Source organism: Pseudonocardia sp. EC080619-01 (genome assembly GCF_001420995.1).
In the GTDB taxonomy this organism is placed as follows: domain Bacteria; phylum Actinomycetota; class Actinomycetes; order Mycobacteriales; family Pseudonocardiaceae; genus Pseudonocardia.
On the sequence record NZ_CP012185.1, the window covers coordinates 535,570 to 562,503 of the forward strand.

The 26,934-nt window shown below is 68.4% G+C and carries 24 protein-coding genes and 2 pseudogenes; 12 read left to right on the forward strand and 14 right to left on the reverse strand.

Translation table 11 applies throughout. The annotated features are described in order from the left end of the window. Positions 1-97: 97 nt before the first annotated feature. Both AD017_RS30675 and AD017_RS30685 read left to right on the forward strand, forming a co-directional pair. Positions 98-1,393 carry an NAD(P)/FAD-dependent oxidoreductase gene (locus AD017_RS30675; RefSeq protein ID WP_227013402.1) on the forward strand — a complete coding sequence of 432 codons (1,296 nt, stop codon included), beginning with the start codon at positions 98-100 and terminating at the stop codon, positions 1,391-1,393. Positions 1,394-1,873: 480 nt separating this feature from the next. Beyond that, the gene (locus tag AD017_RS30685) at positions 1,874-2,236 is read left to right on the forward strand and encodes a hypothetical protein (protein WP_145986104.1); all 363 of its coding nucleotides are present in this window, start codon (positions 1,874-1,876) and stop codon (positions 2,234-2,236) included. Between the two features lie 264 nt (positions 2,237-2,500). Here the strand turns inward: AD017_RS30685 and AD017_RS33920 are convergent, their stop codons facing one another. The 5 genes from AD017_RS33920 to AD017_RS30710 form a co-directional block, all read right to left on the reverse strand. Beyond that, on the reverse strand, positions 2,501-4,012 hold the full coding sequence (locus AD017_RS33920; RefSeq protein ID WP_193408772.1) for a recombinase XerD: 1,512 nt from the start codon (positions 4,010-4,012) through the stop codon (positions 2,501-2,503). 14 nt (positions 4,013-4,026) lie between these two features. Continuing rightward, complete coding sequence (locus AD017_RS30695; protein ID WP_060575992.1) at positions 4,027-4,359, reverse strand: helix-turn-helix transcriptional regulator; 333 nt, start codon at positions 4,357-4,359, stop codon at positions 4,027-4,029. Further along, positions 4,356-5,462 carry a tyrosine-type recombinase/integrase gene (locus AD017_RS30700; protein ID WP_060575993.1) on the reverse strand — a complete coding sequence of 369 codons (1,107 nt, stop codon included), beginning with the start codon at positions 5,460-5,462 and terminating at the stop codon, positions 4,356-4,358. Before AD017_RS30700 ends, AD017_RS30695 begins: the two co-directional genes overlap by 4 nt. 738 nt (positions 5,463-6,200) lie before the next feature. Next, entirely contained in the window at positions 6,201-6,512 is a 312-nt protein-coding gene (locus AD017_RS30705) for a hypothetical protein (RefSeq protein WP_145984186.1), read from the reverse strand. Positions 6,513-7,204: 692 nt separating this feature from the next. Beyond that, on the reverse strand, positions 7,205-7,804 hold the full coding sequence (locus tag AD017_RS30710; RefSeq protein ID WP_060577192.1) for a DUF998 domain-containing protein: 600 nt from the start codon (positions 7,802-7,804) through the stop codon (positions 7,205-7,207). 707 nt (positions 7,805-8,511) lie between these two features. Here AD017_RS30710 and AD017_RS30715 point away from each other — a divergent pair. The 3 genes from AD017_RS30715 to AD017_RS30725 all read left to right on the forward strand — a co-directional run bounded on the left by AD017_RS30715 (position 8,512) and on the right by AD017_RS30725 (position 12,748). Then, positions 8,512-10,794, forward strand: coding sequence for a DPP IV N-terminal domain-containing protein (locus AD017_RS30715; protein ID WP_060577472.1), 2,283 nt, complete (start codon positions 8,512-8,514; stop codon positions 10,792-10,794). Positions 10,795-11,768: 974 nt separating this feature from the next. Beyond that, positions 11,769-12,290: a hypothetical protein gene (locus AD017_RS30720; protein ID WP_145984185.1), complete on the forward strand. Its 522-nt coding sequence runs from the start codon at positions 11,769-11,771 to the stop codon at positions 12,288-12,290. Between the two features lie 56 nt (positions 12,291-12,346). Next, positions 12,347-12,748, forward strand: a complete 402-nt coding sequence (locus AD017_RS30725; RefSeq protein WP_060577194.1) for a histone-like nucleoid-structuring protein Lsr2 — start codon at positions 12,347-12,349, stop codon at positions 12,746-12,748. Between the two features lie 1,347 nt (positions 12,749-14,095). Here the strand turns inward: AD017_RS30725 and AD017_RS30730 are convergent. From AD017_RS30730 to AD017_RS30750, 4 genes and pseudogenes are all read right to left on the reverse strand, one after another. Further along, positions 14,096-14,545 carry a helix-turn-helix domain-containing protein gene (locus tag AD017_RS30730; RefSeq protein ID WP_060577195.1) on the reverse strand — a complete coding sequence of 150 codons (450 nt, stop codon included), beginning with the start codon at positions 14,543-14,545 and terminating at the stop codon, positions 14,096-14,098. A 736-nt stretch (positions 14,546-15,281) separates the two neighbouring features. Next, the gene (locus AD017_RS30740; protein ID WP_060577197.1) at positions 15,282-15,572 is read right to left on the reverse strand and encodes a hypothetical protein; all 291 of its coding nucleotides are present in this window, start codon (positions 15,570-15,572) and stop codon (positions 15,282-15,284) included. Positions 15,573-15,667: 95 nt separating this feature from the next. Continuing rightward, positions 15,668-16,275 (reverse strand): annotated as a pseudogene (locus AD017_RS30745) (recombinase family protein). A gap of 138 nt (positions 16,276-16,413) precedes the next feature. Next, positions 16,414-16,713, reverse strand: coding sequence for a helix-turn-helix transcriptional regulator (locus AD017_RS30750; RefSeq protein ID WP_227012947.1), 300 nt, complete (start codon positions 16,711-16,713; stop codon positions 16,414-16,416). A gap of 72 nt (positions 16,714-16,785) precedes the next feature. Here AD017_RS30750 and AD017_RS30755 point away from each other — a divergent pair, with 72 nt between their 5' ends. After that, positions 16,786-17,754: a DMT family transporter gene (locus AD017_RS30755; protein ID WP_145984184.1), complete on the forward strand. Its 969-nt coding sequence runs from the start codon at positions 16,786-16,788 to the stop codon at positions 17,752-17,754. A gap of 3 nt (positions 17,755-17,757) precedes the next feature. Here the strand turns inward: AD017_RS30755 and AD017_RS36765 are convergent, their stop codons facing one another. Both AD017_RS36765 and AD017_RS35630 read right to left on the reverse strand, forming a co-directional pair. After that, positions 17,758-18,768: a TIGR03618 family F420-dependent PPOX class oxidoreductase gene (locus AD017_RS36765; protein ID WP_227012946.1), complete on the reverse strand. Its 1,011-nt coding sequence runs from the start codon at positions 18,766-18,768 to the stop codon at positions 17,758-17,760. A gap of 87 nt (positions 18,769-18,855) precedes the next feature. Beyond that, positions 18,856-18,999 carry a hypothetical protein gene (locus AD017_RS35630; RefSeq protein ID WP_168172343.1) on the reverse strand — a complete coding sequence of 48 codons (144 nt, stop codon included), beginning with the start codon at positions 18,997-18,999 and terminating at the stop codon, positions 18,856-18,858. Between the two features lie 264 nt (positions 19,000-19,263). On the opposite strand from AD017_RS35630, the gene AD017_RS35635 reads away from it, so the two are divergent. Then, a complete protein-coding gene (locus AD017_RS35635; RefSeq protein WP_060577199.1) occupies positions 19,264-19,536 on the forward strand; it encodes a MarR family winged helix-turn-helix transcriptional regulator in 273 nt (90 codons plus the stop codon). A 26-nt stretch (positions 19,537-19,562) separates the two neighbouring features. Continuing rightward, a complete protein-coding gene (locus AD017_RS30770; protein ID WP_060577200.1) occupies positions 19,563-20,105 on the forward strand; it encodes a TIGR03086 family metal-binding protein in 543 nt (180 codons plus the stop codon). Positions 20,106-20,160: 55 nt separating this feature from the next. Here AD017_RS30770 and AD017_RS30775 read toward each other — a convergent pair whose 3' ends face one another. Continuing rightward, positions 20,161-20,586, reverse strand: coding sequence for a pyridoxamine 5'-phosphate oxidase family protein (locus AD017_RS30775; protein ID WP_060577475.1), 426 nt, complete (start codon positions 20,584-20,586; stop codon positions 20,161-20,163). Between the two features lie 120 nt (positions 20,587-20,706). Beyond that, positions 20,707-21,096: a RidA family protein gene (locus AD017_RS30780; RefSeq protein ID WP_060577201.1), complete on the reverse strand. Its 390-nt coding sequence runs from the start codon at positions 21,094-21,096 to the stop codon at positions 20,707-20,709. Positions 21,097-21,241: 145 nt separating this feature from the next. On the opposite strand from AD017_RS30780, the gene AD017_RS34895 reads away from it, so the two are divergent. From AD017_RS34895 to AD017_RS30790, 3 genes are all read left to right on the forward strand, one after another. Beyond that, complete coding sequence (locus AD017_RS34895; protein WP_145984183.1) at positions 21,242-21,685, forward strand: hypothetical protein; 444 nt, start codon at positions 21,242-21,244, stop codon at positions 21,683-21,685. An 83-nt stretch (positions 21,686-21,768) separates the two neighbouring features. After that, positions 21,769-22,833, forward strand: a complete 1,065-nt coding sequence (locus tag AD017_RS30785; RefSeq protein ID WP_060577202.1) for an IS110 family transposase — start codon at positions 21,769-21,771, stop codon at positions 22,831-22,833. 518 nt (positions 22,834-23,351) lie between these two features. After that, positions 23,352-24,047, forward strand: a complete 696-nt coding sequence (locus tag AD017_RS30790) for an alpha/beta fold hydrolase (protein ID WP_369822012.1) — start codon at positions 23,352-23,354, stop codon at positions 24,045-24,047. 19 nt (positions 24,048-24,066) lie between these two features. Here AD017_RS30790 and AD017_RS30795 read toward each other — a convergent pair. Next, positions 24,067-25,239: pseudogene (locus tag AD017_RS30795) on the reverse strand (IS3 family transposase). Positions 25,240-25,600: 361 nt separating this feature from the next. On the opposite strand from AD017_RS30795, the gene AD017_RS30805 reads away from it, so the two are divergent. After that, on the forward strand, positions 25,601-26,863 hold the full coding sequence (locus tag AD017_RS30805) for a cytochrome P450 (protein ID WP_060577205.1): 1,263 nt from the start codon (positions 25,601-25,603) through the stop codon (positions 26,861-26,863). Positions 26,864-26,934: the final 71 nt, after the last annotated feature.

Here is a 26,934-nt window from a genome sequence, read left to right on the forward strand (position 1 = left end):
TCCGTGTCCACTACTGCCGGCAAGGTCGGTCTCGGCAAGTTCCCGGCTTCCGGTTGTGGCAGGAGAGGACAGGTGATCGACCTTGCGTGTCGTCGTGGTGGGGGGTGGGATCGGGGGCCTTGCTCTGGGAGCGGGGCTGCGCAGGGAGGGATATGAGGTGGCGGTCTTCGACCGCGACACCGACGTCACCGCGACCGGTGGTTACCACATCACCCTCGACGGGCGAGCCCAGCAGGCGCTAGCCCAGCTGGTGGAGCCAGCGATCATGCGGCGGCTGCGGGCCTCGGCGTCGGCGCTGCGGCTGCGGGATCGCGACGCGTTCTTCGACCGCCGCGGCCGCCTGCTCGGGCACGGTCCTGATCTGTCGGCGAGCAGCAGCATCGACGTCGACCGCATCACCCTGCGGATGCTGCTGGCCGAAGCGGTCGGCGAGGACCTGAACCTGGGGCGAGCTGTGGCCGGTGTCGCCGTCGCCGGCCACGGAATGCCGCAGGTGAGGTTCACAGACGCCACGGCGGTAGCCGCGGACCTCGTGGTCGGCGCCGACGGGACGCACTCGGTGATCGCCCGGCACCTGGCGTCGGGCCCGACTAACCGTCCGGCCGGGATCATCGGGTTCTCCGGCCGGACCCGACGCGCCGACCTCGGCCTCGCCGAGCAACAGCGCCTCGGGACCCGATCGACAATGGGAATCGGTCCCCGCGGCGCCGCGCTCTACATCGGGTTCCTCGACCCAGTCGGCAACGCCGCGCTCGATGCCCCTGAGCTGAGCATGTCGATCACCACTGGTCCGACCTACATCTGGGGGGCGATGTTCCCCGAGTCCACCCACACCGACGTCCTGCGCCATCTTCACGGCGCCGCTCTGCAGGAGGCCCTCATCGACCGGTTCCGCGGCCGCGGATGGGCTCCGCACACTCTGGAGATCATCGCCCGCGCCGACCCGACCAGCGTGGCCGCATTCCGGTTCAACGCCGCCTCCACCCACGCCGCCGAGCTCGCACCCTGGGCCGCGAGCCGGGTCACCGCCCTCGGCGACGCCGTGCACGCCACACCACCCACCGCGGGCATGGGCGCCGGCGCCGCCATCCAGGACGCAGCCGATCTGCTCACCCACCTGCGAACCGTCACCGAGAGCACCAACACCATCACCGACGCGGTCGGAAGCTACGAAACGCAGCTACGCCGACGAGGCAGCGACGTCCTGTCCGCAGCTATGAAGACCGTGCGGCTCATCCTGGCCACCAACACCGCCCTCGGCGCCGCAGCCACCGCCACCCTCAGCCCGGTTCTGGCCACAGCCGCCGCGCTAGCCAACCACGCAGCGACCCGCACCCGCACCAGCCCGCGCAACCCCGGCCCCAGCCATCTGCGCCGAGGCAGCCCACGCTGACATGGTCGACACCACCGCCGGTCCGGCGACCGATACCGCAGCTCAGACGATCAGCCTCGCCGCTCACGACCTCGGTGTGCTCGTCGCAGAGCCGGGTGCGGGGAAGACCGTCATGGGATGCGCGCTGATCGCGGAGCACGGTGTGGTCACGCTGACCCTGGTGGCTCGCAGGCGTGGCGGATCAGTGGTGGAGCCGCATCAGGGAGCTCCTGGGTGGTCGGGCGGGCCAGCTGGGCGCCGGACGGTCCTCGTTGCGGGGCGTCGTCGATGTCGTCACTCTGCAGACGCTGGCCCGTCGTCAGGACGTCGCAGGGCTGACCGAGGGCTACGGGCTCGTTATCGTGGACGAGTGTCATCACCTGCCCGCCGCCGCGGCCTTGATGAGCCCATCCACCGCCAGGTCGGTCCGATCCGGCACACGGTGACACCTCCGCCGGCGGGCACGCTGGGGCCGCCGAAGCCCCTGAGCGGCAGCTGGCTGTGCATCCGACTTCCTACGAGTACCTCGGTGACGCGGATCCGTCGAAGCCGGGCGGGATGGCGGCGATCTACCGAGACCTCGCCGCCGATGAGACGCGCACGGTCCAGGTCGTCGGTGACGTCCTCGAGGCGTTGGGACGCGGGAGGAACTGCCTCGTCCTGACGCGGTGGAAGAGCCACCCATCGCGGCCCAGGATCACGATGTTCGGGACGGGGTCGAGCCCGACGAACTCCTGTGCCTCGAGCGCGAGTTCGCGGCCCGAGGGCGCCTTCGGAGACCAGGGTGCCGCGCTCGGTGGGGAACAGGTCGATCCCGTGGGCTGGCTGCCCGCGTTCCGGGACGCGGTGCTGTCCAATGACTGAAGCGTGCCAGAGCCGCAGCTCAGACGATCAGCCGGGGTGAGCCGCTCCGAGTCGACGTGACGCCGAACCTCCGGAGAGTCAGCCTCCGCACCGGCGGAACATGCTCGTCCGAGCGAGTACGGACCATCCTTGATGGCTGGGCTTGCTGGGGTAGCGCCTCGGTCATCGGATGCAATAATACCCACACTACCCGACACCCTGCGTATCAAGATTCGTCGTATTCGATCACGGTGTGGCCGTGTTGAGGGCGTCGGAGCTGCTGGCTTAGCGGTCGTCGAGGCGGCGGCCGGCGTAGCGAGCCCATGGTTCGGCGGCCTTCTCTGCGTGGAGGAAGGCGACGTGGGAGCTGTAGCCGAACGCTTCCGCGACGAGCGATGGTGGGCATTCGAGTACGAGTTCGCCGATGGCCCGGTTGCGTGCTCCTCGAAGGTTGATGCCGAGGTCGCGGAGATGGCTCATTACTGTGTTCGGATGTAGGTGCTGGCCTGCGAGAGTGCTGGGAAACAGCCACGGACTGTCTGGGCCGCCGCCGGTTCGTAAGTTGGGTCGGTCGGCGAGGTGGTCGCGTAGGAGTTGGGCGAAGGGTTCCGGAACGTCGGTCGGCCGCTGCCCGAGAATGATGCTCATGCCATTCGGGTCGTCGTTGATGTGGTTGCTGGGGAGGGCTGCGATCTTGACCAGGGGTTGTGCATAGAGTAGTAGCAGTATTCCGGCGACGCGGTAGGGGAGCGATTCGCTGCTGCCGGTCAGTAGTTCGTGGATCCAGGCCAGTCGTTGGTCCTGACTGAGCGATGGGCTCGTTCGTGGTGATCGGTGTGGCACGGTAACTCGTGTGTTGATTCGTCTGTTCTTCGCCACGACGAAGAAGGTTCGAATGTAGGATCTTGTGGTCGGGCCCGACGAGAGCCACTCATCGATGTCAGGTTGGGTGCAGGTCGCGGCGGTGCGCTGGTAAGTATCGTGGAGCCACGTCAAGAATTTGATGGTTTCTGTGATTTCTTGCTTTGCTGAATGAACTGGGCCGCGGGTGGACGTACCGGTAGACGCCTTAGCGCGGATGCGGCGAAGATGATGCCAGTTGACGAACAGCTCGACCGGTTGGCGCACGTCCTCGGGCAAACCGTCGAGTTTGGTGTCGATCCAGCGCTCGAAACGATGCAGGTGCATATCTCGGGACGGCAAGACGCCACGGTTCTCCAGGACTGCCCGGAGATGATCGGTGGTCCGGCCGGGAATTGTGTCGAGGCCCTCGTGGGAAAGTGGAATCGACCCGTCACCGAGTGCTCGCAGGAGCGCTTCGACCTTCTTGGACCGCTTCCACACGATGATTGATTCGGGCCGTTCGACTCTGCAGAGCACGTCGACGAGGGCGATGAGCTCATCAGGGCTGGGCTGCCCACCGAGAAGGTCGTGGAGGTCGTCGCGTAGGGCGCAGCGAGCGCAGTGCGTCCTGCGGTAGTGCCCGGCCTCGTCGCCGCAGCGCTGGCAGTGGAAGTCGTCGTCGATGCCGGCGCAGGGTGCGCACCTCGGTTGCCCCGAGTCAGGCGGATCAGGCGGCGGGCCGGGAAGAAGGCGCTGTTGGCCGCAGGTGGGGCAGGTTCCGTGGGTGTGGATCGCGTCGAACCAGCAGACGAAACAGATCCGCCCCTCCGGCCATGTGGCCTGCAGTCGAGTGGTCTGCCGATGGCAGCGTGCACAGGTGTACTCGCCGGTTGCGAGTCGTTTCCGTCCGCGTTGTGCCGAGCGAGGGGACAGGCCACTCGGCTCCGGATCCATCGCTGTCCTCGGTGTTACTCGTCGAGGATGTTCGCGCGGCGGGGGCGGAGCGTGCGGTTGAGGTCGACGACATTGGCCGGGTTGGTCGTGCCGGTCTTGCGTGCCCGTGCGTCGGTGGCCGTCACCGTGAGTAGGTCATCGGGGCGACAATCGAAGATGTCGCAGATCGCGGCGATGAGCTGCAGAGATACTCGCTCGGGGCGCTGGTTGACCAGCCGATAGACCTGCGGACGCGACAGCGTGATGTCGCGTTCTGCGAGCAGCGGGATGAGCTCGGTCGTGTTGTGCAGACCTCGCGCGGCCATGAGCTCGGCCAGGCGCCACGTGTAGTCGACTTTGCGTCTCATGGTGTTCGGTCCTCGGTTCTGCGTGCGAGCGCGTCAGTGACCGTGCGGTCCAGAGCCCCGCGGAGTGTGGACCGACGGAACTCGTCAGACGTGAACTGGTAGATCCCTGTGGTGGAAGCGTACTCATGCCCCATCTGGTCCTGGACGAACCGCGGATCCCAGCCCGCCTCGAGCAGGTGGGTGGCATACGAGCGACGAAACGAGTGGATGTCGACGCCGTCGGCGAAACCGAGGTCTTCGCAGTACCGACGCAACCGTCTGAGCAGAGTCGACTCGACGACAAGACCGCCGCGTTCGCTGGGGAACAGGTCGAGTGTGTCGGGTTCGCCGCGGCCGTTGACCAGCCAATCGTCGAGGATTTCGGGCGTCCATCGCCACACGGTGAGAACGCTGCGGCCCTTGTTCGGGGAGGCGCGCCGAGCCTTGCCGTAACGGACCTTGCAGACCCCGAACCGCCCGAACTCTCGCGCGTGCGGGTTACGTGCGAAATCAATGGTCTGCAGGTGGCGCAGCTCGTTGAACCGAAGGCCGTAGGCGTAGGCCGTCTTCATCATGACGGCGTCGCGGAAGGCTGGCTTCCAGCCCTTACGACCGGACGCACCGATCCGCTCGACCTGCTGATCAGCATGCAGAAACAGCGCGTCTAGTTCTTCGCGCGTGTACGGCCGCTTGGTCGGCCGGCCATCGTAGGCCTGAACGTGGGGAGCGGTGTTCCATTCAAAGAAGACCTGCGCTGGATGAGTACCGAAGTACTGCTCGCAGACGCGGTCCCACCCGTAGTCGGGGTTACTGATATAACTGGAAAACGCGCGTAACGCCGAGTGATAACCTCGCAATGTCGAATGGCTCACGTGCTTGACCGAGCGCAGGTCAGCCGAGAACTCCTCGACCATCACGGGCGTCCAGTTCCACGGATCCTCATTCACGTGAGCGATGAAACGCTGCACACAGCGCAACCGCTGCTCGATGGTGGAGAACTGGAGATTGCGAGACAGTTGCTGGTTGCGCCAGCCTTCGAGCATCAGCTGCTGCACCTGCTCGGCCGGCCGCAGGACCGGGATCGACCGCACCAGCCGGATCCGGCCGGACCCATCAAGCTGCATCGCACCTCCCGACGACCCGTTGCATCTGATGATTCAACGATGCATCCGGTGAGACGTCAAGGGTGTCGCTGCAGGTCAGCCCGAAACCTGAACGGAGGCCTATCAGCAACGTACGGCACGGTCAACCCCGCAGATCGACGCCGACACGACCACGCGAACAGCAGGCCTGTCGCAGGTCAGACCCCTCGTCGCGACCTGCCTCGGCCGACAGGACGGGAGACGGGCAGTTGATTCATCTGATGCGATACGCAGCCCCTCGACTGTCATAAGTCTGATTATCGGTTCGCGAACGGTGGCCAGTTGCGGTTGGATGCATGAACTGGTCTCTGTGCGATGAGATCCTGCTCCGAACTGCAGGTCCAGGCCTGAGTAGGTGCGACGCGTCGGACGCTAGCGGCCCGCACTGACGACCTCAACGGCACCTCGACGTGCGCTGTTACCAGAGGTCAATCATCTGATGCATGATTCGCGCATCGTCGGTCGGTCGCTTGATGCCGCGGCCGTTACACCATGTGCGGGCTTCGCCGGTCGTCGCGGTCCAGAGCCGAGCTAGGTTGCCGGGCGATTTACCCTGTCATAATATCCGGCTGATTGCTCGCCCGGTGGTGTCGCTGGCAGGCACCTGCACAGACGTTTCTCGGCAACTGGTCGCCCTGCGTAACGATCGTTTCCGTGCCGCGGCTCCCCGGTCGGCAGACCGCTCGTCGCAGGCGCAGCCGCAGCCGCACGGATGCACGCTCAACCGCTCCGCTCCCCTCGGGAAGATTCGTCCGGGCCACCCTCGGCACGTACCTCGGCACCGGTCTCCCCGGCGAAGCCCTCGTCTCGACCGGCGATCCGGCCGACGTACTCGCCGGTCGGGCCGGTTCCGGTGGTTGGGCCGGCGTCGCCGATATCGGAGCCGACGCCACCGGTCACCCGGCTATTGGTCAGATTCGGATCGGGCTCGACGCCCTGCGCGGGACCGTGGTCACGCAGCCGATTCCGCAGCCGGCGCAGCAATGCCGCCGGAGCATGCTCGTTCCTTCTCAGATCCATGAGCACCCGCACCGGGGCAACCCAAACCCGGCCGGCGACTGCCCGGTGCCTGGTGTACCTACCGGCCCGCTGGCTTCTCGCCCCCGACCGAGAAACCGCGCTGGTGCCGATCGGCACTCATCAGAGGGGGTGGCGTCCTGGGTGCATCGTTGGTCGTGACCGCGTCGAGGTTGTTCGTCCCGGACGGCGTCACTGACCACCGTGGGGCTCTCCCCCGCCATGACGTCGGCGCGTGGACCCCGCACGCGGGCTAAAACCGGGACGTCCTGCGTCTTGTTCCTACCGCCCCCGGTGTAATCCGAGGCGTGTCCAGAGTGTGGCTCCGGCGGTCGTGGCGGGCGGGTTGTGTCTCGATGCGGAGGGGTTGTCGTCGTTTGATTGACGAACTGTCCGCGTCAACGAAACATTGACACAGTTGGATTCACCCATTTCGCGGGCCATCGCCCCGGAGGCACACCCTCCATCCGATGCAGATCTGCCCAAGGGCGACCGCTCATACGGCTCCGCGGCCCCATGTGGTTCCCGGCGCGTCGGGGACCACTCCCCTGCCCGGCATCCGCGGCGCCTCGACTGGCGAGACCGAGTCCGCGCCACCGGTCATATCGCCGTTACCGGGCAACCCGTCGCTACTGTTGCCACGGCCCTCGGGAGGGTGTCTGCCGACGAACCAGTGCGGGTGGGTTTGCCGCTGGTCGGGTGCCGGTTCAGGACGCAGCACCGGCGAACAGCAGTCCGAGCCATAGCAGCCCGACACCGAGGGTCGCACGCTGCACGAGACCGGCCCGCGGGTGGTTGTTCTCCCATGCCGAGCCGAAGGCTCCGAATCCGACGAACAGCAGCATCGCTGTGATCGCGGAGTAGGACGCCCACCACAGACCGGGAACCGTGAACGCCCCGATGACGGCCGTGATCGGCAGCGAGAGGAATACCACGGTGCCGGCCTGGTCGTGGAGATAGTGGCGGCGGGAGGTAATGGCCGGGGTGGAGTCGGGGGTGCCGGGCGGGTAGCCGCGCATTGGATCCATCGGAAACAACCCGGATGCGGTGAGCGCCGCTCCGAACACGCCGACGGCCAGGGCGAGGAGCACGGAGCTCAGCGCCCCCGCCAGAACGAACGCGCCTGCGATGATCGCAAGGCCGCATACGACGAAGTTCGTCGTCTGGATCCACCCACGTGGCCCGAGAGCGAGCGCGCTGACCGGATGGCGTACCGGTGCGAATCCGGGCCGCGTGGCCCCGTCGACGACGAACGCGACGACGAACAGCCACGACCCGAGAGCTCCGACCCACAGCAATCCCGTCACGGCGGAGCCACGCGAGTGCCGGACAAGTTTCGCATAACAGATATTTCTATATGGACCGTGCGCATCGGGCCAGTGTGGGTACGGCTGTGGCGCGTCGCCCTGGTCGCGGTGCATCCCCAGTAGCGCGTTCCCTGGCCTGATTGCGGGATCTCGCCCAAGGTTCTGGAGCGTCGGCGGAACTCCGTGGGCGGTCAGCAACGCCCGTCCGCGGTCTCATCGCGCCCCTCGGGACCACGAACATCCCACTCGCCGGGTCCCAGGGCGTCGAGGACGTGACCGCGCACGTCGTCACGGGCCCCGTCGACGTCCCCAGTCCGCGGGGCGTCGGCATCGGCTGCGTCAGGTTCGGCGAGGTCGCCCCGGCATGCTCGGCGAGTGTCCACCCGTTCTCAGGCTCCAACCCGGCGAGCACTCCTCGCACGTAGGCCCGGCACGGGCTCGCGACGGAAGAACCGCGGCCTGATCGACCCGATGACCTGGCCCAACGCCGATACCCCAACCAGGAAGATCGGCACCCGGCGATCATCACCTCCGGACCGGATGGGACTCACGACCTGCCGAACCGCCGCTATAGGAGGGTCTGGAGCCTGACCTCTCGGGCATGTGATCTGGGTCGTAGCCGTGTGGACTCCGACGTGGCGTCAGGGTGTTCGGTGATCGGGCCGGCTCCACCCCGATGAGAGGTTCCGACCATGACCGACCAGGCCATGCCCGTCCGACTGACCGACGCCGACTACGCCCGCGCGGAGCAGATGCTCGCGCCGTACCGGGCCCGGCTGATCCCGGACGCTGCGGTGGTCCCACAGTGGTCCGCCGACGGCTCCCCGTTCCGGTACCGGTCCGGGACTCGGCACGTCCTGGTCGACCCGGCGACGGGCTCCCGACGAGACGCGTTCGACCACGAGCGGCTCGCCGCGGCACTGTCGGAGGCGTCCGGGCACGCGGTGGTGGCCGACGATCTGCCGCTCGGCTCTCCGGAGTTCGAGGCCCCCGGCCGGGACCCGGACGTGGTCCGGTTCTCGGCGTTCGACACCGGGTGGGAGTGGTCGGACCGGGCCGGGACCTGCACGCCGGTCGAGGACGAGGGTCCCCCGGTGGGGCCGGGGGAGATCGCGTCACCGGACCGGGAGTGGGTGGCGTTCCGCCGCGACGGTGACGTGTGGGTGCGCAGCCGGGACGGCCGGCAGGAGTTCGCGCTCACCGACGACGCCGAACCGCACTGGGACTACGGCGGGTTCCCCGAGGCGGCCACGAAGGTCAAGCTCCCCTTGCTGGGCATGGGATCGCTGCTGCTGGCGGGGTGGTCGCCGGACTCCACGCGGCTGATCACTCACCGGATCGACCAGCGCGAGCTGCCGGAACAGGTCCTCGTCGAGGCCGCGCCGAAGGGCGGCGAGCGGCCGGTGGCTCATCGCGTCCGCTATCCGGTGCCCGGCGACGAGGCGCAGGCGACGATGACCTGGCACATCCTCGATGTCGGCACCCGCCGGAACGTGACGGCCTCCGGTGGGCCGGAGGTCCTGACCTCCCCCTACGCCCTTTCCCGGCGGTGGTGGACCGGGAAGAACGGCGATGCGGTGCACGTGTTGCACCAGTCCCGTGACGGACGCACCCTGGAGCTGCGCCGGCTCGATCCCGGCACCGGGTCGATGACGACGCTGATCACCGAGACCGCCCGTACCCGGGTGGACCCCTCGCCCTACCTGCACGTCCCGCCGCTGCTGCGTGTCCTGGACTCGGGCGAGATCCTGTGGTGGTCCCAGCGCGACGGCTGGGGCCATCTCTACCGCTACGCCGCCGGCGGTGAGCTGCTCGGCCGGGTCACCGGCGGGCAGTGGCTGGTCCGCCGGGTCCTGTGGGTCGACCAGGACCGTCGCCAGGTCTGGTTCCTGGCCTGCGGGCTGCACGCCGATCCCTACATCCGCCAGATCTGCCGGGTCGACCTCGACGGCGGCGGGTTCGTGCGGATCACCGACGACGATCTCGACCACGACGCCCTCGCCCCACCACTCGGCGGCTACCTCCTCGACCGCGCATCCACGGTCGACGTGGCGCCCCGGGCGAGGGTGCTCGGCGGGGACGGGGAGGTGCTGGTCGAGCTGGAGGATCCGGACACCGCAGCGCTGGAGGCGGCCGGGTGGGCCCCTCCGGAACGGTTCCGGACGACCGCCGCCGACGGGCGCACCCCGATCTACGGTCTGCTGTGGCGTCCGCACGGCTTCGACCCGGCACGGCGCTACCCCGTCGTGGACCACGTCTACCCCGGACCCAACATCCACCGCGCCTCACCGGCGTTCGGTGACCTGTTCACCGGGGAGCCCGAGGCGCTGGCGGCACTCGGCTTCGCGGTCGTCGCCCTCGACGGCCGCGGTACCCCGGGGCGCAGCCAGGCCTTCCTCGACCATTCCTACGGCGACCTCGGCATGGCCGCGGCTCTGGACGACCACGTCGCCGCCATCCGCGAACTCGGGCGTCGCCACCCGTGGCTCGACACCGACCGGGTCGGGATCACCGGCCACTCCGGAGGCGGGTTCTTCACTGCCAGGGCGCTGCTGACCCATCCCGAGTTCTTCTCCGTGGGCGTCGCCCAGGCAGGCCCGCACGACTTCTCGATCTACCTGCCGTTCTGGGTCGAACAGAACCACGGGGAGATCACCGAGAGCACCCGCCCGAAGCTGGTCAACACCCCGCACACCGGCAACCTGCGCGGCAAGCTCCTGCTGATCGACGGCGAACTCGACGACAACGTGTTGCCGCACCACAGCATGCGCCTGGTCGACGCGCTCATCGACGCCGACGCCGACGCCGACGCCGACGTCGACATGCTCGTCATCCCCGGTGTCGAGCACAACTTCACCGGCCGCTTCCACTACGTCACCCGGCGCACCTGGGACTACCTCGTACGACACCTGCACGGCACCGAACCCCCTGCCTACTCGCTCGCACCGTTCCCCAAGATGCCCGACTGGGCCGTCAACCCCTCCGACTGATCGCGCCGGTGCAGCCAGAACCACGAGCCAGAGAAGACACCGTTGCAGTGCTAGGTAGTGATCGCCGTCGATCGGCACCGTTGGCTCGGCACCCTTCGCCGAGCAGCAGTGCATCGACACGTGCCTATGGTGTTGCGCGAACGTGCCGTTCGACCACGGTGGTACGGCACCGGAGTCTCAGTCGGCGGGCTCAGCGCAGGTGTCCGACGCGCGTTGGGGCTCGCCCTGTGGGCGGTCGCCCCACCGCCGGTGGTGGTCACCAGCGGGTGGTGCAGCATTACCGATCCATCGAGGGCTCCTGCCGAGCACACCTCGGCCAAACGTCGTCCAATCGTCAGGTGAGCAGGTCCGGAGGGCGCTGCCGGTGGCGTCAAATCAGTCGGTCGACGCCTCCCCTGCGCCCAGCTGGCCCGGCGGATTCAGGGGTCCTACTGACGATGGCTTCGAGCACCGGGCGCGAAAGCACCCCTGCGCCGCAGGGCAGCAGCGTGTATTCGGTCGTCACTACCGGCACGTTGGAGTGGAACTCAGCGAGGCTGAGCGAATGACGTCCACCCACAGGCGTCACTATCACTGGCTTGATCAGGATCGCCGGGCGCACAGGAGGCGAGCGAGGTTGGTGGACGGTGCACGACCCGGGCAGCCGTCCCGTGGGTCGACTGTGGTCTGCCCAGAGGGCTTCGACCGGTCCTCTCGGGGGTCGCGGTGGTCGAGGCGTGGCGAATCTTCCGGCCATGGTGTCTACGGGTCTGCCAGGTGGCCTCGATCCGGGTGATGGGCTCGCGGATGTCGGCTGTGGCTGCGCAGGGGGTCAGTGAGATCCACCCCATTCGGGTGGGGCGAGCCTGGTGCGGAGGCGGTTGAATCTACTGTTGCCGGGTAAATTACATCGGCGGCGTCGTTCGATTGCCGCGATGGTCCCGATATCGTCGGTACCGACGAGCCACTGATCTAGGTGCGGAGGAGGTCCTGTGGTGGCCGAGGAGAATGTGTCCAAGTTGCCGACATCGATTCAGGGCGAGCAGCAGGCCGAGGCCGGGTGGACCCGGGCCTCGGACTCCGATGTCGATCTGTATGTCGACCGGGTGTCCGACGAGGTGCTGGCGTGCCGCGAGCGTGGCCGGCATCTGTTCCCGACCATCCGTGAGGCCGGCATCCACTTCACGGGAGTCGACGATGACGGGCTTCTGCTCCGACGGTTGACCTGTACCTGCTGCACCCTCGCGGTGCGGGTGGAGAAGTGGGAGGGCGTGCGGCGTCGAGGTCAGCGCACCCGGTTCCAGCGGGTCGCGTCGAATCTGGAGTACCGCACCGGCGCCGAGGGGCAGACCTATCTGGCGCCGACCGGTCGTGGGCACATGACCCCGCGACAGATCGGTGACTCGGTTGCATCGAAGGCGCTGGCGGGCCAGAGCGTGGCCGCGTTGCGCAAGAGCGCCGCCCGGGTCGCCGCAGACGCGGCGAAGTCCCGCGATTCCGCGAAGCAGGCCGGGTGAGGTCGACCAACGCTTCGTAGGTGACCGGCACTGCATAGATTGAGGGAGGTTGTCGCATGGGGGTCCGGCAGATCCGGTTCTGCGACCTGACCGGCGTCGAGGATGACGTCGAATCGCACGAGCTGCACATCGACCAGATGCGGATCGAGATCGATCTCGCGGGCGAGGAGTATCGCAAGCTGTTGGCTGCCCTGCGTCCGTATCTCGATGCGGGCCGGGTCGAGGCCTCGGCGCCGGAGGAAGTACGCTCCCCTGCGCGGCGCACCGGCTCCGAGCCGGTGCGGAAACGACGACGGCCGACGCGTTCGGGGTTGTCGGCGAAGGAGCGCGACCAGGTACGCCAGTGGGCCGAAGCGAAGGGCATGGATGTGCCGCAGAACAATAGGTTCAAGAGGTCGTTGATCGAGCAGTGGCGTCAGGAGACGGAGCGGGGCGAGCAGGTGCAGGTCGCCGGCTGAGCGTCGCTGTCTGCATCGTCAAGAAGCGCTTCCCACCGTAGGGGGCCCATGCGGGCGGCTGCTGGTGTGACGCGGGCCTGCGATGGGCTTCGGCTGGGTGGCGGGGCAACGGGGACACTGCTGTGCTGACCGCGTCCAGGTGAGAGTCTGGGCCGCCGATCGGGCTCTCGGTCGGTGGCCCCGAGCCGGTCATACGGGCGTGCTGTTTGTTGCGGCGCCGACTGATCTGCGAGGTCATGCCCGGGCCTGGCAGCAGGTTGGGCGGGGGCCGGGCTACGCGAGCTGGGTAGGAGCACGTCGGTGGATCGTGGCCGCAACAGGGCGGTCTGCGCGGCGGCGAGGGCTGGGTCCCGGTCGGTCTGCGGGTGGGGACTTACCTGCTCGCGATCACCGGGGCGATTATCGCGGCGCAGATCGTGATGTTCCCGTGGGTGCACCGCGTCGTGGCGCCCGTGACAACGCGGGGCCTGTTCTCGCGGGCGGGTGGCCCTGTTTCGTCGTCGTGGCGACGGCCGGGCTGGCGTCACGGAGTGGTTCCGCCGTCGGCTGGATCGGCGGACGATGGTCGGGGTCGGGCTGAGCGCGGTCACGCCGCGGCGGGCGGTCGCGTTTGTGTTCTTCGGGGCGGTGGCAGCGACGGGTGCCGCACCAAGCGCGGGATCTGCGGCCGCACCCTCCTGGCGGAGAAGGGTGAAGGTCAGCAGGCTGACAATGCCGATAGCGATGAAAATGCACTCGACGAGCCGTGCGGCGACGTAGCGCAAGGCCGGGGCGGTACCGCTTGAAGATCACGTACGGTGCGACGGCGGTGCCGACGCTGGCGATGATCAGCGCGAGTTCAAAGTACGGCACCCGCGGCGACGCTCGCGGTGGGGTCGGGGCTGGCCCCGGTGATCAGGCCAGGGGCGGTGCGATCCGGTGCGTAGAGCAGGTGGCCGGCGAGGTCGCGAAGGTGACGGTCATCAGCCAGCCCGTCAGCGTGGCCGTTCGTCTCGAGCCGGTCTCGGTGCCGGTAGGCCCATCCCTGCTTCCCTTCCTCGCACGGGCGGTCAGCGCGGCGCTGCGGGTCTGCTGCGGTTCGGGGAGTCGTGAGCGACGAACGGCGCGTTATGTGGTGTGGCCCGCTGGGCGCTGGTGTGGGCAACAGAGACGAGATCTGGGTCCGGGTCGACACGCAGAGCGTGTGCCGGAGCTCGGTGCGCCGCCGTGACGGCATGGCCGGGGCGCCCCGCCGCACACCGGTGGCCGGCCCCGGTCATCCCCACGGCCTCTTGTCGGGGCACCGATCACACGGCCTGCACGGAGGCTCTGATTGCGCCTCTCACCCGCAATGTTGGGCGCCGGGGATCAGGACGGGTCGTGTCCGCGTACCCGGGCGAGGAAGCCTGCGGGTCCGGAGTCATCGCGAAGCCGCTCCATCGTCGCGGCGTCGCGCACCTTGCCGGCGTCTGCGGCCGCGAACCGGGCCGCCAACTCGTCCCGCCGCTTCTGGGCAACACCGGCTGCCACCGTGGCCTCGGCCAGATCGCGCTCGGCGCGAGCCAGCTCCACCGCCGTCCGAGTGATCTCGGTGTCGTCAGCCAGAACGTCGGCGAGGGCGACACCGAGAACTCCGGCCAGGAGAACGGCCTCGCCGAGTCCGACACCGCGCACTCCCCGCTCGATTTCGGCGAGGGCGGAGTGCCCGAGGTCGGGTCCGCCGGCTTCGGTCAACAGCTCCGCGAGACCGACCTGGGTCAGTCCGGCTGCAACACGCAGCTCCCGCAGGCGGCTACCGAACATCTGCTCGGTCACCACGACCTCGCTCGTTGTCACATCGCGCAATCTAGCCGCAGCGCTCACCGCTAACTACTCGATCTGGGTCGAGGCGACCGACGGCGAGCGGTGTGCGTGGCCGCTGCCTCGACCGGCGCTGGAGCGCTCGTTGCGCTTCTGCCCGCACCGTTTGCGATTATATCTCTCTAATAGGTCGGTCAATGCGCTTCGTGGGTGCGACGGCAGTCCCCCTGTGCGGGCGTAAACGGCGTTTACGCCCGCAGCGACCGGCGCAACGCTCGGCAGCACGGTGGTGTCACATCGTAGCCACGAGGACGGCATCCCCATGAGTCCACAGTAGACTCCCTGAGTCGTCGAGCGCCCCGTCGTCTCGGACCGATGCCGCTATAGGCGTCGACCCTCCGCGCGTCGACCAGCCCGGCCCGCTGCCCCGGCGTCAGCTGCTCGGTGAACGCGTACTGCAGCCGACGCAGCGACAGCCCATCCGCGCGGTCGGCGTGCAGCTCCCGGTGCACCGCCGCAACATTGCCCCGCCACCGCGTGAACGCGTCCACATCCGTGTCGGTCAGCTCGTAGCGATCCGACCGGGCACCCAGCTCTGGCTCGGTGAACTCCGCGACCCAGCGCCACACCGTGCGCGCACCCACCTCGAACTACCCAGCGACCCGACGGACCTCATCACCGATCGGCTCACCCGCCCTCCGGCGTTCCCGCAGCCGCGCCACCAGCAGCGCCTTGACCTGCGGGTCCACCCGGCTCATCTTGCCAGCTCGCCGACACAGTCCGGGTACACCGGCCCCGACAGCCGCCACCCGGTGCTACTCATCCAGGCCGGCAGCATCGTCGACGTCCGACCGTCACCGGTGTCCGCGGCCGCCAGGTCCCCGCCCAACAGGGGGCCGTCCCCGCACCGCACACACTGCAGGTCAGCGACCGGGCCGGTCGGGGCGCAGGCACGGCAGAACCGCCGCTCGACCAGCCCCATCGGCTCTGTTCCCATCGGCTCTTTCCCCATCGACTCCGTGGCGTCCAAGAACAGCCAGGTCATCGATACCTCCGCGCGCTCGATCGGGTTCCCCGGCGCCTGCCCGCACTCCGAACAACGCATCGGTGCGCCCCACGGATACGCCGGACCCGCCCGCGTCACCGCTGCTCCCGACCGGCCTGCTGCGCAGCTTCCCCGGGCGGTGTGCCCAGGTAGCGGTAGATCGTGGGCCGGCTGACCCCGAACTCGGCAGCGATCTGAGCCACGGTGTGCCGGCGCCGCCCGTCCGCACCCGTCTCCTCGTACATCAGCCGGGCCAGGTGCGCCTGGCGCGCCCCGAGTTTCGGTTTCTGCCCACCGGTACGCCCACGAGCACGGGCGGCCTCCAGACCGTCCTTGGTCCGCTCGGAGAGCAGACTGGCCTCGAACTCGGCGATCGCGCCGAGGACCTGGAAGAACATCCGCCCGACCGCGGTAGCGGTGTCCACACCCTGATCGAGCACCACAAGATCGACGTTGCGCTGCTGCAGGGTGCGGGCCAGCTCGATCAGGTGCTCCAGCGAGCGCCCCAGCCGATCCAGCTTGGCGACCACCAGCTGGTCCCCTCCCCGTAGGACGAGCAACGCCTGGTCGAGTTCCGGGCGGCGGGCGAGCTTGCCCGAGGCCCGGTCGACGAACACCTGCTCACAACCGGCCGCACGCAGCGCATCGTGCTGAGCCTCAGGATGCTGGTCTCGGGTCGAGACCCGGCGTAGCCGATGCGCACACCCGAAACGTATCGCGAACCCCCGACAGCGTGACGTAGGCGCAGACACGGGTTCCGTTACAACGGTGACCTGCAGGAACCGACCGCACCGGCAGGTGTCTCGTGAACGATCGTTCACCGACACCGAACGGGTGCCAGCTATACCTGTTCGAGCAGTCTCCGCGCCCGTGCCAGACCGTCGGGGTTGCGGCGGTGATAATTCCAGCCGGTGATGCGCTCGGTGTCGATCAACTCGGCACGTCGGAGCACGTCGAGGTGTCGAGAAGCGGTAGGAGCGGCGATACCGGCCTTCTCCGCGATCAGGGACGCGCACACCCCCGCCGAGGCGAGATCCCCTGCCCGCCGTGACACGAAGTGGCACTCGGGGTCCTTGAGCCATTCCAAGATCGCCACCCTGACCGGAGAAGCCAGCGCCTTGGCCACGACAACAACGTCCATGCCCCTATATTGCTGCATAGCTACTTTGCTAACTAGCATGGACGGGTGGTTCGAGATCCGAGGGTGTTGGCGGTGCTGGGCGCGGTGGTGTTGTGGTCGACCAATGCCTACGCCGCCGGGGTAGCACAGGCTCACATGCAGGTGGAATGGCTGCTGTTGGTCCAGTACGGCAGCGCCGCCGTCGTGTTCCTGGCCGTTCGGCTCATTGCCCACCGGGGCTCTCCTCGTCAGACCGCAGGAGGGCGAGGCGCGTCCGGTGCGGGTCCGTGGGCGCTGGTGGTCGGCGTGGTCGGGCTGACGGGGACGATCTTTCTGCAGTACACGGCGTTCGCGCTGGCCCCGATCGTCGCGGCGAACGTGCTGGCCTACGGCTGGCCGGTGCTGGCCGCGCTCGCCGTTCTGATCGTGCGCCGCGACCGGTCGGCAGTGCGCGGTGCTGGCTTGGCCGTGGTCGGGTTCGCCGGGGTCGCCCTGATCTTCATCTCCCCCGGTGCGGCCGACGCCGGCGACAACGCTGCCGCATTCGGGACCTCACCGACGTGGGGGTACGTGGCCGCGCTGGGTTCGGCGGTGTGCATGACCGCCTACACTCTCGGCTCCGGACGCGTGAGCGTCCCGGTCGCCGACTTGCTGCTGCCCGCCACAATCGTCGGCGTGATCGGCGCCGCGATGCTCGTAGCGATCAGCGGCGCCCCCTCGCCGCCGCTGGTGGGGATGGCCGCGGCCACGTACATCGGGCTCGGCCCCATGGCCGCCGGCTACGGGCTGTGGACGGTTGCGATGTCGCATGGCGGCGTCCGAACCCTCAGCCCGCTCGGCTACGCGACACCCCTGCTGTCCACGACACTCCTGATAGTCACCGGGGCATCTGCCACCACAGCGACGCTGCTCGGAATCGGCCTCATCCTCACCAGCAGCACCGGCGTTCTCCTCACCCAGCACCGCCGCAGTCCAACGGAAGTCGACCGGCAGCCCCGATCGGGAGCGTCCGGTAGGGGGGCCCTCAACGGACACCGAGGAGGTTTGCTCCGAGAACTGTGACGCTCAGAGCCGGCCGACGATCCGGGCGGGGCGGACGCGGGCGATGACCATGGGAGCACGCCGAGCAGCGGCTTGTTCGTGGTGGTCGGCGTAGTCGGTGCCCGTGTACTTGCGCGCGAGGCGGTCGAGGGTCGCACCGGCCGCGTCCGGCGCAAGCGTGGCAGTACCGCTGACGGCGGCGTAGGTGTAGGGCTCGCTGGGTGGACTGACCAGGATGTTCACCCGGGGATCGCGGCGAAGGTTGCGTTCCTTGACGCTCCCGACGGCGACGCTGAAAACAATGTCCTCGCCCTCACGATCGACCCACACCACGCTCTGGTGAGGAGCGCCGTCCGCAGCCAGGGTGGCGACGGTGGCGAAGACCGGCGAGTCGAGCAGGCGGCGCAGCCGCTGCCGGTCGACGCCGGGTCGGGCCGAGGTGAACTGGGCGAGCATGGCCGTGGTCAGTCCGAACAGGCGATGAGCGAGCTCGGGATCTGTCGCCTGAGTGAGGTCGATCGACTGATCGTCACGGATCGCGCTCAGGGTGGCGTGGGGCGGGTTGTCGAGGACGGCCAGCAGCGGGCCGACGGCCTCGGAGACTGGGCGCGCCCGCGTGCGGAGCTCGGCCACGGCGGCAGCATCGGCGTCGTCGTAGTCACCCGACAGGGCGGTGTCGACGATTCCGGGATGCAGCAGGACGTACGCGACAGCGGGGGCTGCTCGTTGGTGGGCGAACTCGACTCCGAGCAGGTCGTTGAGCTGGCCACCCTGCGCGAGAGCGCGACCGCCGTCGTAGCCGTGGGCGCCGCCGAGGTCATCCCAGCCGATGGCATCGACCCCGCTGCCGGGCCCGGCCACGTTGAGAATGACCGGACGCGGCGCGGCACCGAGGAGATCGAGCAGTTCGTAGCTGAGCACGAATCGGCTCAGGTAGAGCAACGCGAAAGTCGCCTCGAAACCCTCACCGGTGACGGTGCGGGAGGAACGGAAGTGGCGGGCACACAGCACGACCGCGTCGAGCCGGTCGGTCAACGCCCGCACATCCTCGACGACACGACGTGTCTCGGCGACCAATGTCAGGTCAGCGGCCAGGACGTGGAGTCTCGCGCCGAGCGCGTGCTACTCGGCCTTCGCGACCAGGTCGGTCAGCCGTGCCCGGTCCCGGCCCACCACGATCACCCGATGTCCCCGACGCAGCCGGTCGATACTGACCGCCTGACCGAGACCGGTCGTCCCACCGACGACCAGAGTCGTGGGCTCCATCAACGCCACCTCCCCGGATCGCGACCCACGTCCAGACTGATCGCTGCAACGTCTTAGTCGTTTCAACGACTGTGTCGTTTGAACGACACACTAAAGGGGAGGCGAGGCGATGACAATCGAGTCCCGTACCGAGCTCCGCAGCCGAGCGGAGGAGGCCGTCATGCGCCTGACGGCGGCGGCGGTGCTGGAGATGAACGATCGCGGAAAGCGCGCCGCCCTGTCGTTGTGCAGTGTCGATGCGGTGGTCCTCGCGCTGCTCCGCGGGTGCACGGCCTGCTGACTCCCCGCGAGCTCGCCCGCGCAGCCGCGATCAGCTCGTCCGGAACGATCACGGGCGCCATCGACCGGCTCGAGCGCGCGGGCTGGACCACCCGCACGCCGTGCCAGGTCGACCGGCGCAAGGTGTTCATTACGCTAACCGAGGTGCCGGCGAGCGGCTCGTCGATCGCCGAGGCCCTCCACGGCTGCAGCGACGACGAGCTCGCCGCAGCCATCCGTGTACTCGAAGCGCTGTCGCCTCCAGCCAGCGACGCGTGAGTCGAGCAGCACCTAGCCTGGCGGGCATGGACAGGCTATCGCTGCTCGATGCGGCGGTGGGGCTCTTCGACGACCGGGTCTCGGCGGTCACCGGCGCGCAGTGGACACGTCCGACTCCGTGCAAGGGGTGGACCGTGCTCGACCTTGTAGAACATGTCGTGGCCGGCCATCGGATGGCCGTCGAGCTGCTTGAGAAGGGTCCCCCTGCATCCCCGAGCGAAAGCACCTCGGCTTCCCTCCGGGAGGACCGACGCAGCGCACAGCGTCAGCGACGCGCGTTCGCCGGTGCTCACCCCGCCACCGACGTGGACCACCCCGCCGGGCGGATCACGGTCAGCGAGTTCCTCGTATACCGGGCCGCTGACATCACTGTCCACGCCTGGGACCTTGCCCGCGCTATCGACGTCGATGACCAGCTGCCTGAGGAGCTCGTCGAGCACGTGCTGGAGCCCTACGCCGCGTGGGTCAGCACGCTGACGGTCGAGCAGATGTTCGGCTCAGGCCCGAGCCGGATCCCACCGCGGGCGAAGCAGGATCGGCTCTTGGACCAGCTCGGGCGCCGCCCCTGACCGCCGACCGGACCAACGCCGCCGAGCACACGCTTGGTGCTACGCGACGGCGGGTTCAGCGGAAGCTCTGGTCGATGATGCGCGGCGGCCGGCGCGGAGTCAGTCTCGCCAGCCGCGCATCCGGGTCGGACAACACCGCCCGAAACCGCTCCGGCCAAGCGTCAATATCATCACCGAGGTAGCGGACCAGCTTGCGTACCGCCCGGTCGGCGTCCATCGCGACGACCTCCGCACGGCCGGACACGACGACTTGCCAGACCGATCCGGTGGCGAGGTCACACGTGTCGATCACGAGTGCCACCTCGGGATCAGCGGCAAGGCGCTCTGGCAGCTTCGCGTACGCCCCGGTGATCCACCAGAACGCCCCGTCCTCCCACAGAAACCACACTGGGCGCACCGTGGGCCCGTTCGTCGCCAACCGCGCGACATGCGGACCCGCCAAGAACTCCTCCACGTCGGAGGGAAACCCGGTGTCAGACATGGCAAGCACGCTAGAACCTCAACTGCATACGAGGTCAACAGCGTTGGTAGAGGTTCCCCGAACGGACGCCACACCTGGGAACGGGCGCGGATCACCAGCACGTAGCTGCCCGGCGGAGATCTACGCCGACGGGTCCTCGGCGACAACTCGAATCTCGACCAACGCCCCGTCTGTGATCAGCTGATCCACCCCGATCGCCGACCACGCGGGGAACGGCCGCACAACGTGCCGGTCCTTCACCGCCACGAACGCATCGAGGTGCTCGCGCAGCCCGACGTGGTAGGTCGTCATTTCCACCACGTCACCGAGCCCGGCCCCCGCCGCGGCCAGACACTCCCGCACCTGATCGAACGCCCCCTCGAACTGCGTAGCCGGGTCCTCATGCGCGGCGCCGTCAGGTCCTACCCCCGTGAAACCGGACAGCAACAGCAGGCCGCGCGAGCGGACAACCGGCGTGAAGTGCCACCGCGGCTCGAACTCCGCCAGCTCCGGCGGGATGATGTGCTGCACGGGAGTCAGACATACCAGGCAGGGCAACCGGATGCGCCTTCGCCGTCGAGCATGACCACCGATGCACCTGGCCAGACGGGACGAGCCACCCGCGGCAGCCAGGCAACGAAAACAGTGCCCGCTCGCCGTGCCCTAGCCTCGACCGGTGGGCTACCAAATCATCGATCCCTCGTCGCTGTCCGCAGAACCCGGCCCGCATCCCGCGGCCAGTCCGTTCGACAAACGAGTCTCTGACCATCTCGGGATCAGCGCGTTCGAGGTCTACCAGGTCGAGCTCCCGCCAGAGGCAGAAACGGTCCGCCACGATCACCGTGACGATCGTGTGGAGGACCTCTACGTGATCCTCTCCGGAGCAGGCTGGCTGGTCGTCGACGACGAGCGCGTCCCCGTTTGTCGACGACGGGCCCAGACTGACTGTGAGACTGCTGAAGCCGGTCCCGAGCGGCCGTGGTGGGCTGGCGGCGAGACGGCGGGCGTGACCCAAAATCTGACTGGCCTCGTGCCTTCGAAAGGGACTTGTCCGTCCGCTGGCCTCGCTGCCGGCCCGGCCGGGAGCAGCTGGCCTGATCAGGAGCTTGACCGCCAGTAGCAGCTGGCGTGTCCCGTCACAGTCATGCCGATTCTCCCGAACCGGACCGGAACTGGCGTCCGTCCCGGTCGAAGGAGAACGCGTTGCCCATCCTCGCAGAGCTCGTCGAAGTCGTCATCGGCGTCGACACCCACAAGCACACCCACACCGCTGCCGTCGTCGCCGCGAACACCGGCGCCGTCCTCGCACAAGCGACGGTCACAGCCGACCCCGACGGGTATGGCGAGCTGGTCGGACTCGCAGCCCGGCATGCCGGGGCACGGGCGTGGGCGATGGAAGGATCTGGAGGATACGGCGCCGGGTTGGCGGCGCACCTGGCTGAGCAGCAGGAACTCGTGATCGAACTCGACCGTCCGGCCCGACCGGCCCGGCGGGCAGGGGCGAAGTCCGATCCGATCGACGCCGTCCGCGCCGCTCGTGATGCGCTGGCTCGCACCCATCTTGCGCAGCCGCGCACCGGCCCGGAACGAGCGGCGTTGCAGGTCCTGTTGACCACTCGGCAGGCCGCCGTCCAGGCAGCCACCGACGGGCAGCGCCAGCTGCACGCCCTGGTCGTAACCGCCCCCGAACAAGTCCGGGCCCGGTTCCGCGGCCTATCCACCCGGAAGATGTTGGGCGCCGCGTTGGGGCTGCGGCCCGCGCACTACGCCTCCCAGGTGCAGGTGTTCACTGCGATGACCGCGCTCAAGGCGATCGCCCGACGAGTCCGTGTCCTCGAGGATGAGGCCGCCGAGCACGAGAAGGCGATCCGAGCGATCGTGATCTCCTGGCGGCCGGATCTGCTGACCCTCACCGGGGTCGGGCCCATCGTCGCCGCGACCGTGCTCGCGGCCTGGTCGCACGCCGGGCGCTGCCGCGACGAGGCCGCGTTCGCCATGCTCGCCGGCACCGCCCCGATCCCCGCGTCGTCGGGCAAGACCGTGCGTCACCGGCTCAACCGTTCCGGGGACCGCCAGCTCAACCGCGCTATCTACACCGTCGTCATCACGCGACTGCGGCGCGACCAGGCAACCCACGCCTACGCCGAGCGTCGACGGGCCCAGGGCAAGACCGACCGCGAGATCCGCCGCTGCCTCGGTCGCTACGTCACCCGCCAGCTCTTCCGACAGCTCGAAACCGGACCGCCGATCACACTTGACGCGACATAGGAGCGTCCCAGCCGGGCAGAAGGGGTCGGGCGCAGACGAGGACATGTGTCGCGCGCAGAGCGTCGACAACGTGGTCGAGTCGTCGCCCGACCCGGCCACGCTGCCTCCCGCTGGGCACGGATCGCCAAGCGGGCCTGCATCGGCAAAGTCGACGGTTGCCCCGTCCAGCACTGCCCCGTCTCGCGCCTCGTGGGGTCGTCGCAGACGGGACGGGCGTCATCCTCGGGGACGGGCTGCCGCCGGCTGCGGCGGCCCCAATCTTGACGGAATCCTGACGGCCCCCGGCGACGGAACGTCCTAGGATCGCTTCTGGTGTGCCGGGAAGTCTGGTCGGCGAGCGGAACCGTCGTTCGTCGGGAGGGCCACTCGTGCAGATCTATCGTTCGACCGCGGGGCGTCGCATCGTTCAGGACTGGTGTCGTGGGGTGCTGGACCGGCACCTGCCCTTGGCCGATCGGCGCATCGTCGGCACCTCGCTGGGGCCTACCCACCTCACGTCGGTCGGCGAGGGTCCCCGGGTGCTTCTGGTGCCGGGCACCAATTTCAGCGCGGCGTCCTCGATCGGACTTGTCACCGCATTGGCGGGGACCCACCGGGTGACGGTGGCCGACCTGCCTGGCCAGCCCGGGCTGAGCTCGGCCGAGCGATGTGGGGACGACCTCGTGAGGCGGCACCGCTGCTGGTTCGCAGAGGTGCACGCCCACCTCGCCGAGGAGCCGATGATCGTGGTCGGTGAGTCGCTCGGTGCGGCGGTGGTGCTGTGTGCCGACCCGGACCCGCGGATCGCAGGCCTGGTATTGGTGGTGCCCGCAGGTCTGGTCGCGGCACGCGTCGACCCGGGTGTCCTCGCCGCGGCCACTGGATGGACACTGCGGCGCACGGAGCGATGGTCGGACCGGTTGCTGCACACGATGGACGGCGGCGCGACCGTCCCGGACCGCGCGCGGCTGATCGAGTGGATGACGCTGGTGGCGCGACACGCCCGAACCAGCCTCGCACCCGTTCCGCTGCCCGCCTCGGTGCTGACCCGCTGGAGATCGACGCCGTGCCGGGTGCTGGCCGGCCCCGGTGATCGGTTCTTCCCAGCGGGCCGGCTCGTCGTCCCCGCCCGGCGGATGCGAGATGCAGAAACCATTCGTGTGGACGGCACCGGCCACCTGCTCACCCACACCGCCCCCAGGGCGGTCGCCGGGGACTGCCCAGAGTTCGCTTGACCCGATCTCGGTAGCTGGGTCAGGCCGCGTGGGCGGTGTCGAGCAGTGTCTCGAACTCGACCGGGGTCAGTCGACCGAGGCCCTGTTGCCGGCGGCGGCGGTGGTAGGTGGTCTCGATCCAGGTCACGATCGCCAGTCGCAGTTCCGTCCGGCTGGTCCAGCGTCGGCGGTTGAGGACGTTTTTCTGCAGCAGGCTGAAGAACGACTCCATTGCGGCGTTGTCGGCGCAGGTCCCGACCTGCCCCATTGAACCGCGTAGTCGGAATCCGCGGAGTTCTCGCTGGTAGGCGTGTGATCGGAACTGGCTGCCGCGGTCGGAATGGACCACCGTCGGGGCCAGTGCGCCGCGCTGGAGCACGGCGTTGCGCAGTGCGTGGACCGCGAGTGCGGAGGTCATGCGGGCGTCGATGGAGTAGCCCACGATCCGTTTCGAGCAGGCGTCTTTGACCGCGCAGAGGTAGAGCTTGCCCTCGGCGGTGGGGTGCTCGGTGATGTCGGTCAGCCAGAGCTCGTTCGGGCGCGCGGCGGTGAACTCTCGGCGCACGAGGTCGTCGTGCACCGGCGGCCCGGGCCGGCGGGTGCGTCCGCGTTTTCGGGCGAGGACCGACCAGAGCTGCTGCAACGTGCACAGCCGACCGACTCGGGGTCCGGGACGCGGTGTGGCCTTGTGAGGCGAGTTCGTCGGCGATGAAGCGGTAGCCGAACTCGGGATCATCGCGGTGAACGTCGAACGCGGCGTTGATCAAGTGGGCGTCGTCGTAGTCGCGATCAGAGACCGGCTTGGCTTTCCACTGGTAGAAGGCCTGTTTCGAGAATCCGAGGACCCGGCAGGTCACCGCGACGGGGATCTTGTCGGCGGCGAGATCGAGGACCAGCGGGTACATCATTTTGGGAGCACGTCGCGGGCGAAGTAGGCGGTGGCGCGGCGCAGGATCTCGTTCTCCTGCTCGAGCTGCTTCGCTCGCTTCCGGAGCTCGCGGTTCTCCGCCTCGAGATCGCTCTCGCCGGGTTTGACCGGCGAGTCGGGTGCGTCGGCGCTGATGCCGTCCTCGCGGTCGGCGATCTTCAACCAGCGTGACAGGCAGGACTCCGAGATCCCGAAGTTCCGGGCCACCGAGGCGATGGACTGGTCGCCCTGGCGGGCCACGGCGATCACGTCGCGGCGGAACTCGGTCGGGAACGGCTTGGGCACGGTGTCGATCCTTCCAGCGAGGAGCACGTCCTCACAGGTCTGGAGTCAACCGAAGCCTGGGCAGTCCCCCGCCGCAATCGCGGAACTATCCCGCCCAGCACCTAGTGGGCAATGATGAGAGACCACCATGCGATGATACGAGCAGAGCGGATAGAAGCCCCAGGCCCCGTGGCGCCGCCTGGCCGGCGCGGCCGGTGCTCGGAGCCCGGCTGCCCGAGGCGGCGAGCTCGACCGTGCAGCGCGTTACACACTGCAGCGCTCACCGGTCGATTGTGCGATATGCCCGCAAAGCATGGCTTTGGAATGAGCATCAAATCATTCTAGCCGATCAGCGACGATCACAAGTCCTAGGAGGATTACCGTGTCCATCACCCCTGACTTCACCGCGAAGGCCATCACAACGCCGGTCAATCTTGCCGACCCTGCGTTTCTAGCTGATCCGCATGTGCACTATGCCTGGCTGCGGGACAACGATCCGGTGCATCACGGCGTGTTCGGTCATGCCGCGATCGGTGAACAGCCGGCGTGGCTGATCTCGCGGTATGATGAATGCCGCGATGTGCTCTCCGATGAGCGGTTCGCCCGCTCCCCCGGCGGACAAGGGCCGGCGATCGCCGCAGGCATGCCTGAGCATCTGCGTCTGCTGTCATCCGCAACGATGATCATGAAGGATGACCCTGAGCACCGTCGGCTGCGCACCCTTGTCACGCAACCGTTCACCCCGCGTGCGATCGCTCGGCTCGGGGATCGTGTCGCGGTGCTTGCCGAGAAGCTGCTCGACGAGCTCGTCACAGAGGACATGTTCGAGCTGCGCAAACAGTTCGCCCTGCCGATCCCCGCCACCGTCATCTCCGAGATGGTCGGGGTAGCCGATACCGAACGAGCACAGTTCCGCACCGCGGTGCAGTCCCTGATCTCGGGCACTACAGATGTGCGGCAGGGCTGGGACGAAGCAGTACGAGGGCTCATCGAGCTGGTCCGCACCATCATCGACCGCAAGCGCGCCACCCCGGGCGAGGACATTCTCACCGGGCTCATCGAAGCCGAGGAGCAGGGCGACCGGCTGGCCGACGACGAACTGGTCGCTATGGTGCTGACCCTCATCGCCGCCGGCTTCGAGACCACCTACACCCTGATCACCAACTCCGTGGTCACGCTCCTCGACCATCCCGACCAGCTTGCGCGACTGCGCGCCGCTAGCGATGACGAGGCGTTCTGGCGCAGCGCGGTCGACGAGCTCATCCGCTACACCGGCTCGATCGGCGGCACCAAACCGCTTACCACTGCGACCGAGGTCAACTGGTACGGCCAGACTTTGCCGGCTGGAGCGACCGTGTTTCCCCTGCTGGCCTCGGCCAACCGCGCCCCCCGAGCGTTCGAGGCCCCGGACCAGCTCGATCTCGGCCGTCACCCAAATCACCATCTCGGGTTCGGTCACGGGATCCATTTCTGCCTGGGCGCCAGTCTGGCCAGGCTGGAAACCCGCATCGCTCTGGAGGTCCTGCTGCGCCGCTGTCCCGGGCTCGCGCTGGCCACCGACCGAGACGCGTTGGAGATGGAACCGGTTCCCTTGATGACTCGCTACCGCGCGGTCGCAGTCAGCCCCGGGCCACACAGCTCCTGAGGCCGTAGCGCACGATCCCACACCCGGAACCCGGGACTGTGCGAGGTGGAGGAACTCGACGGTTCGCCGCG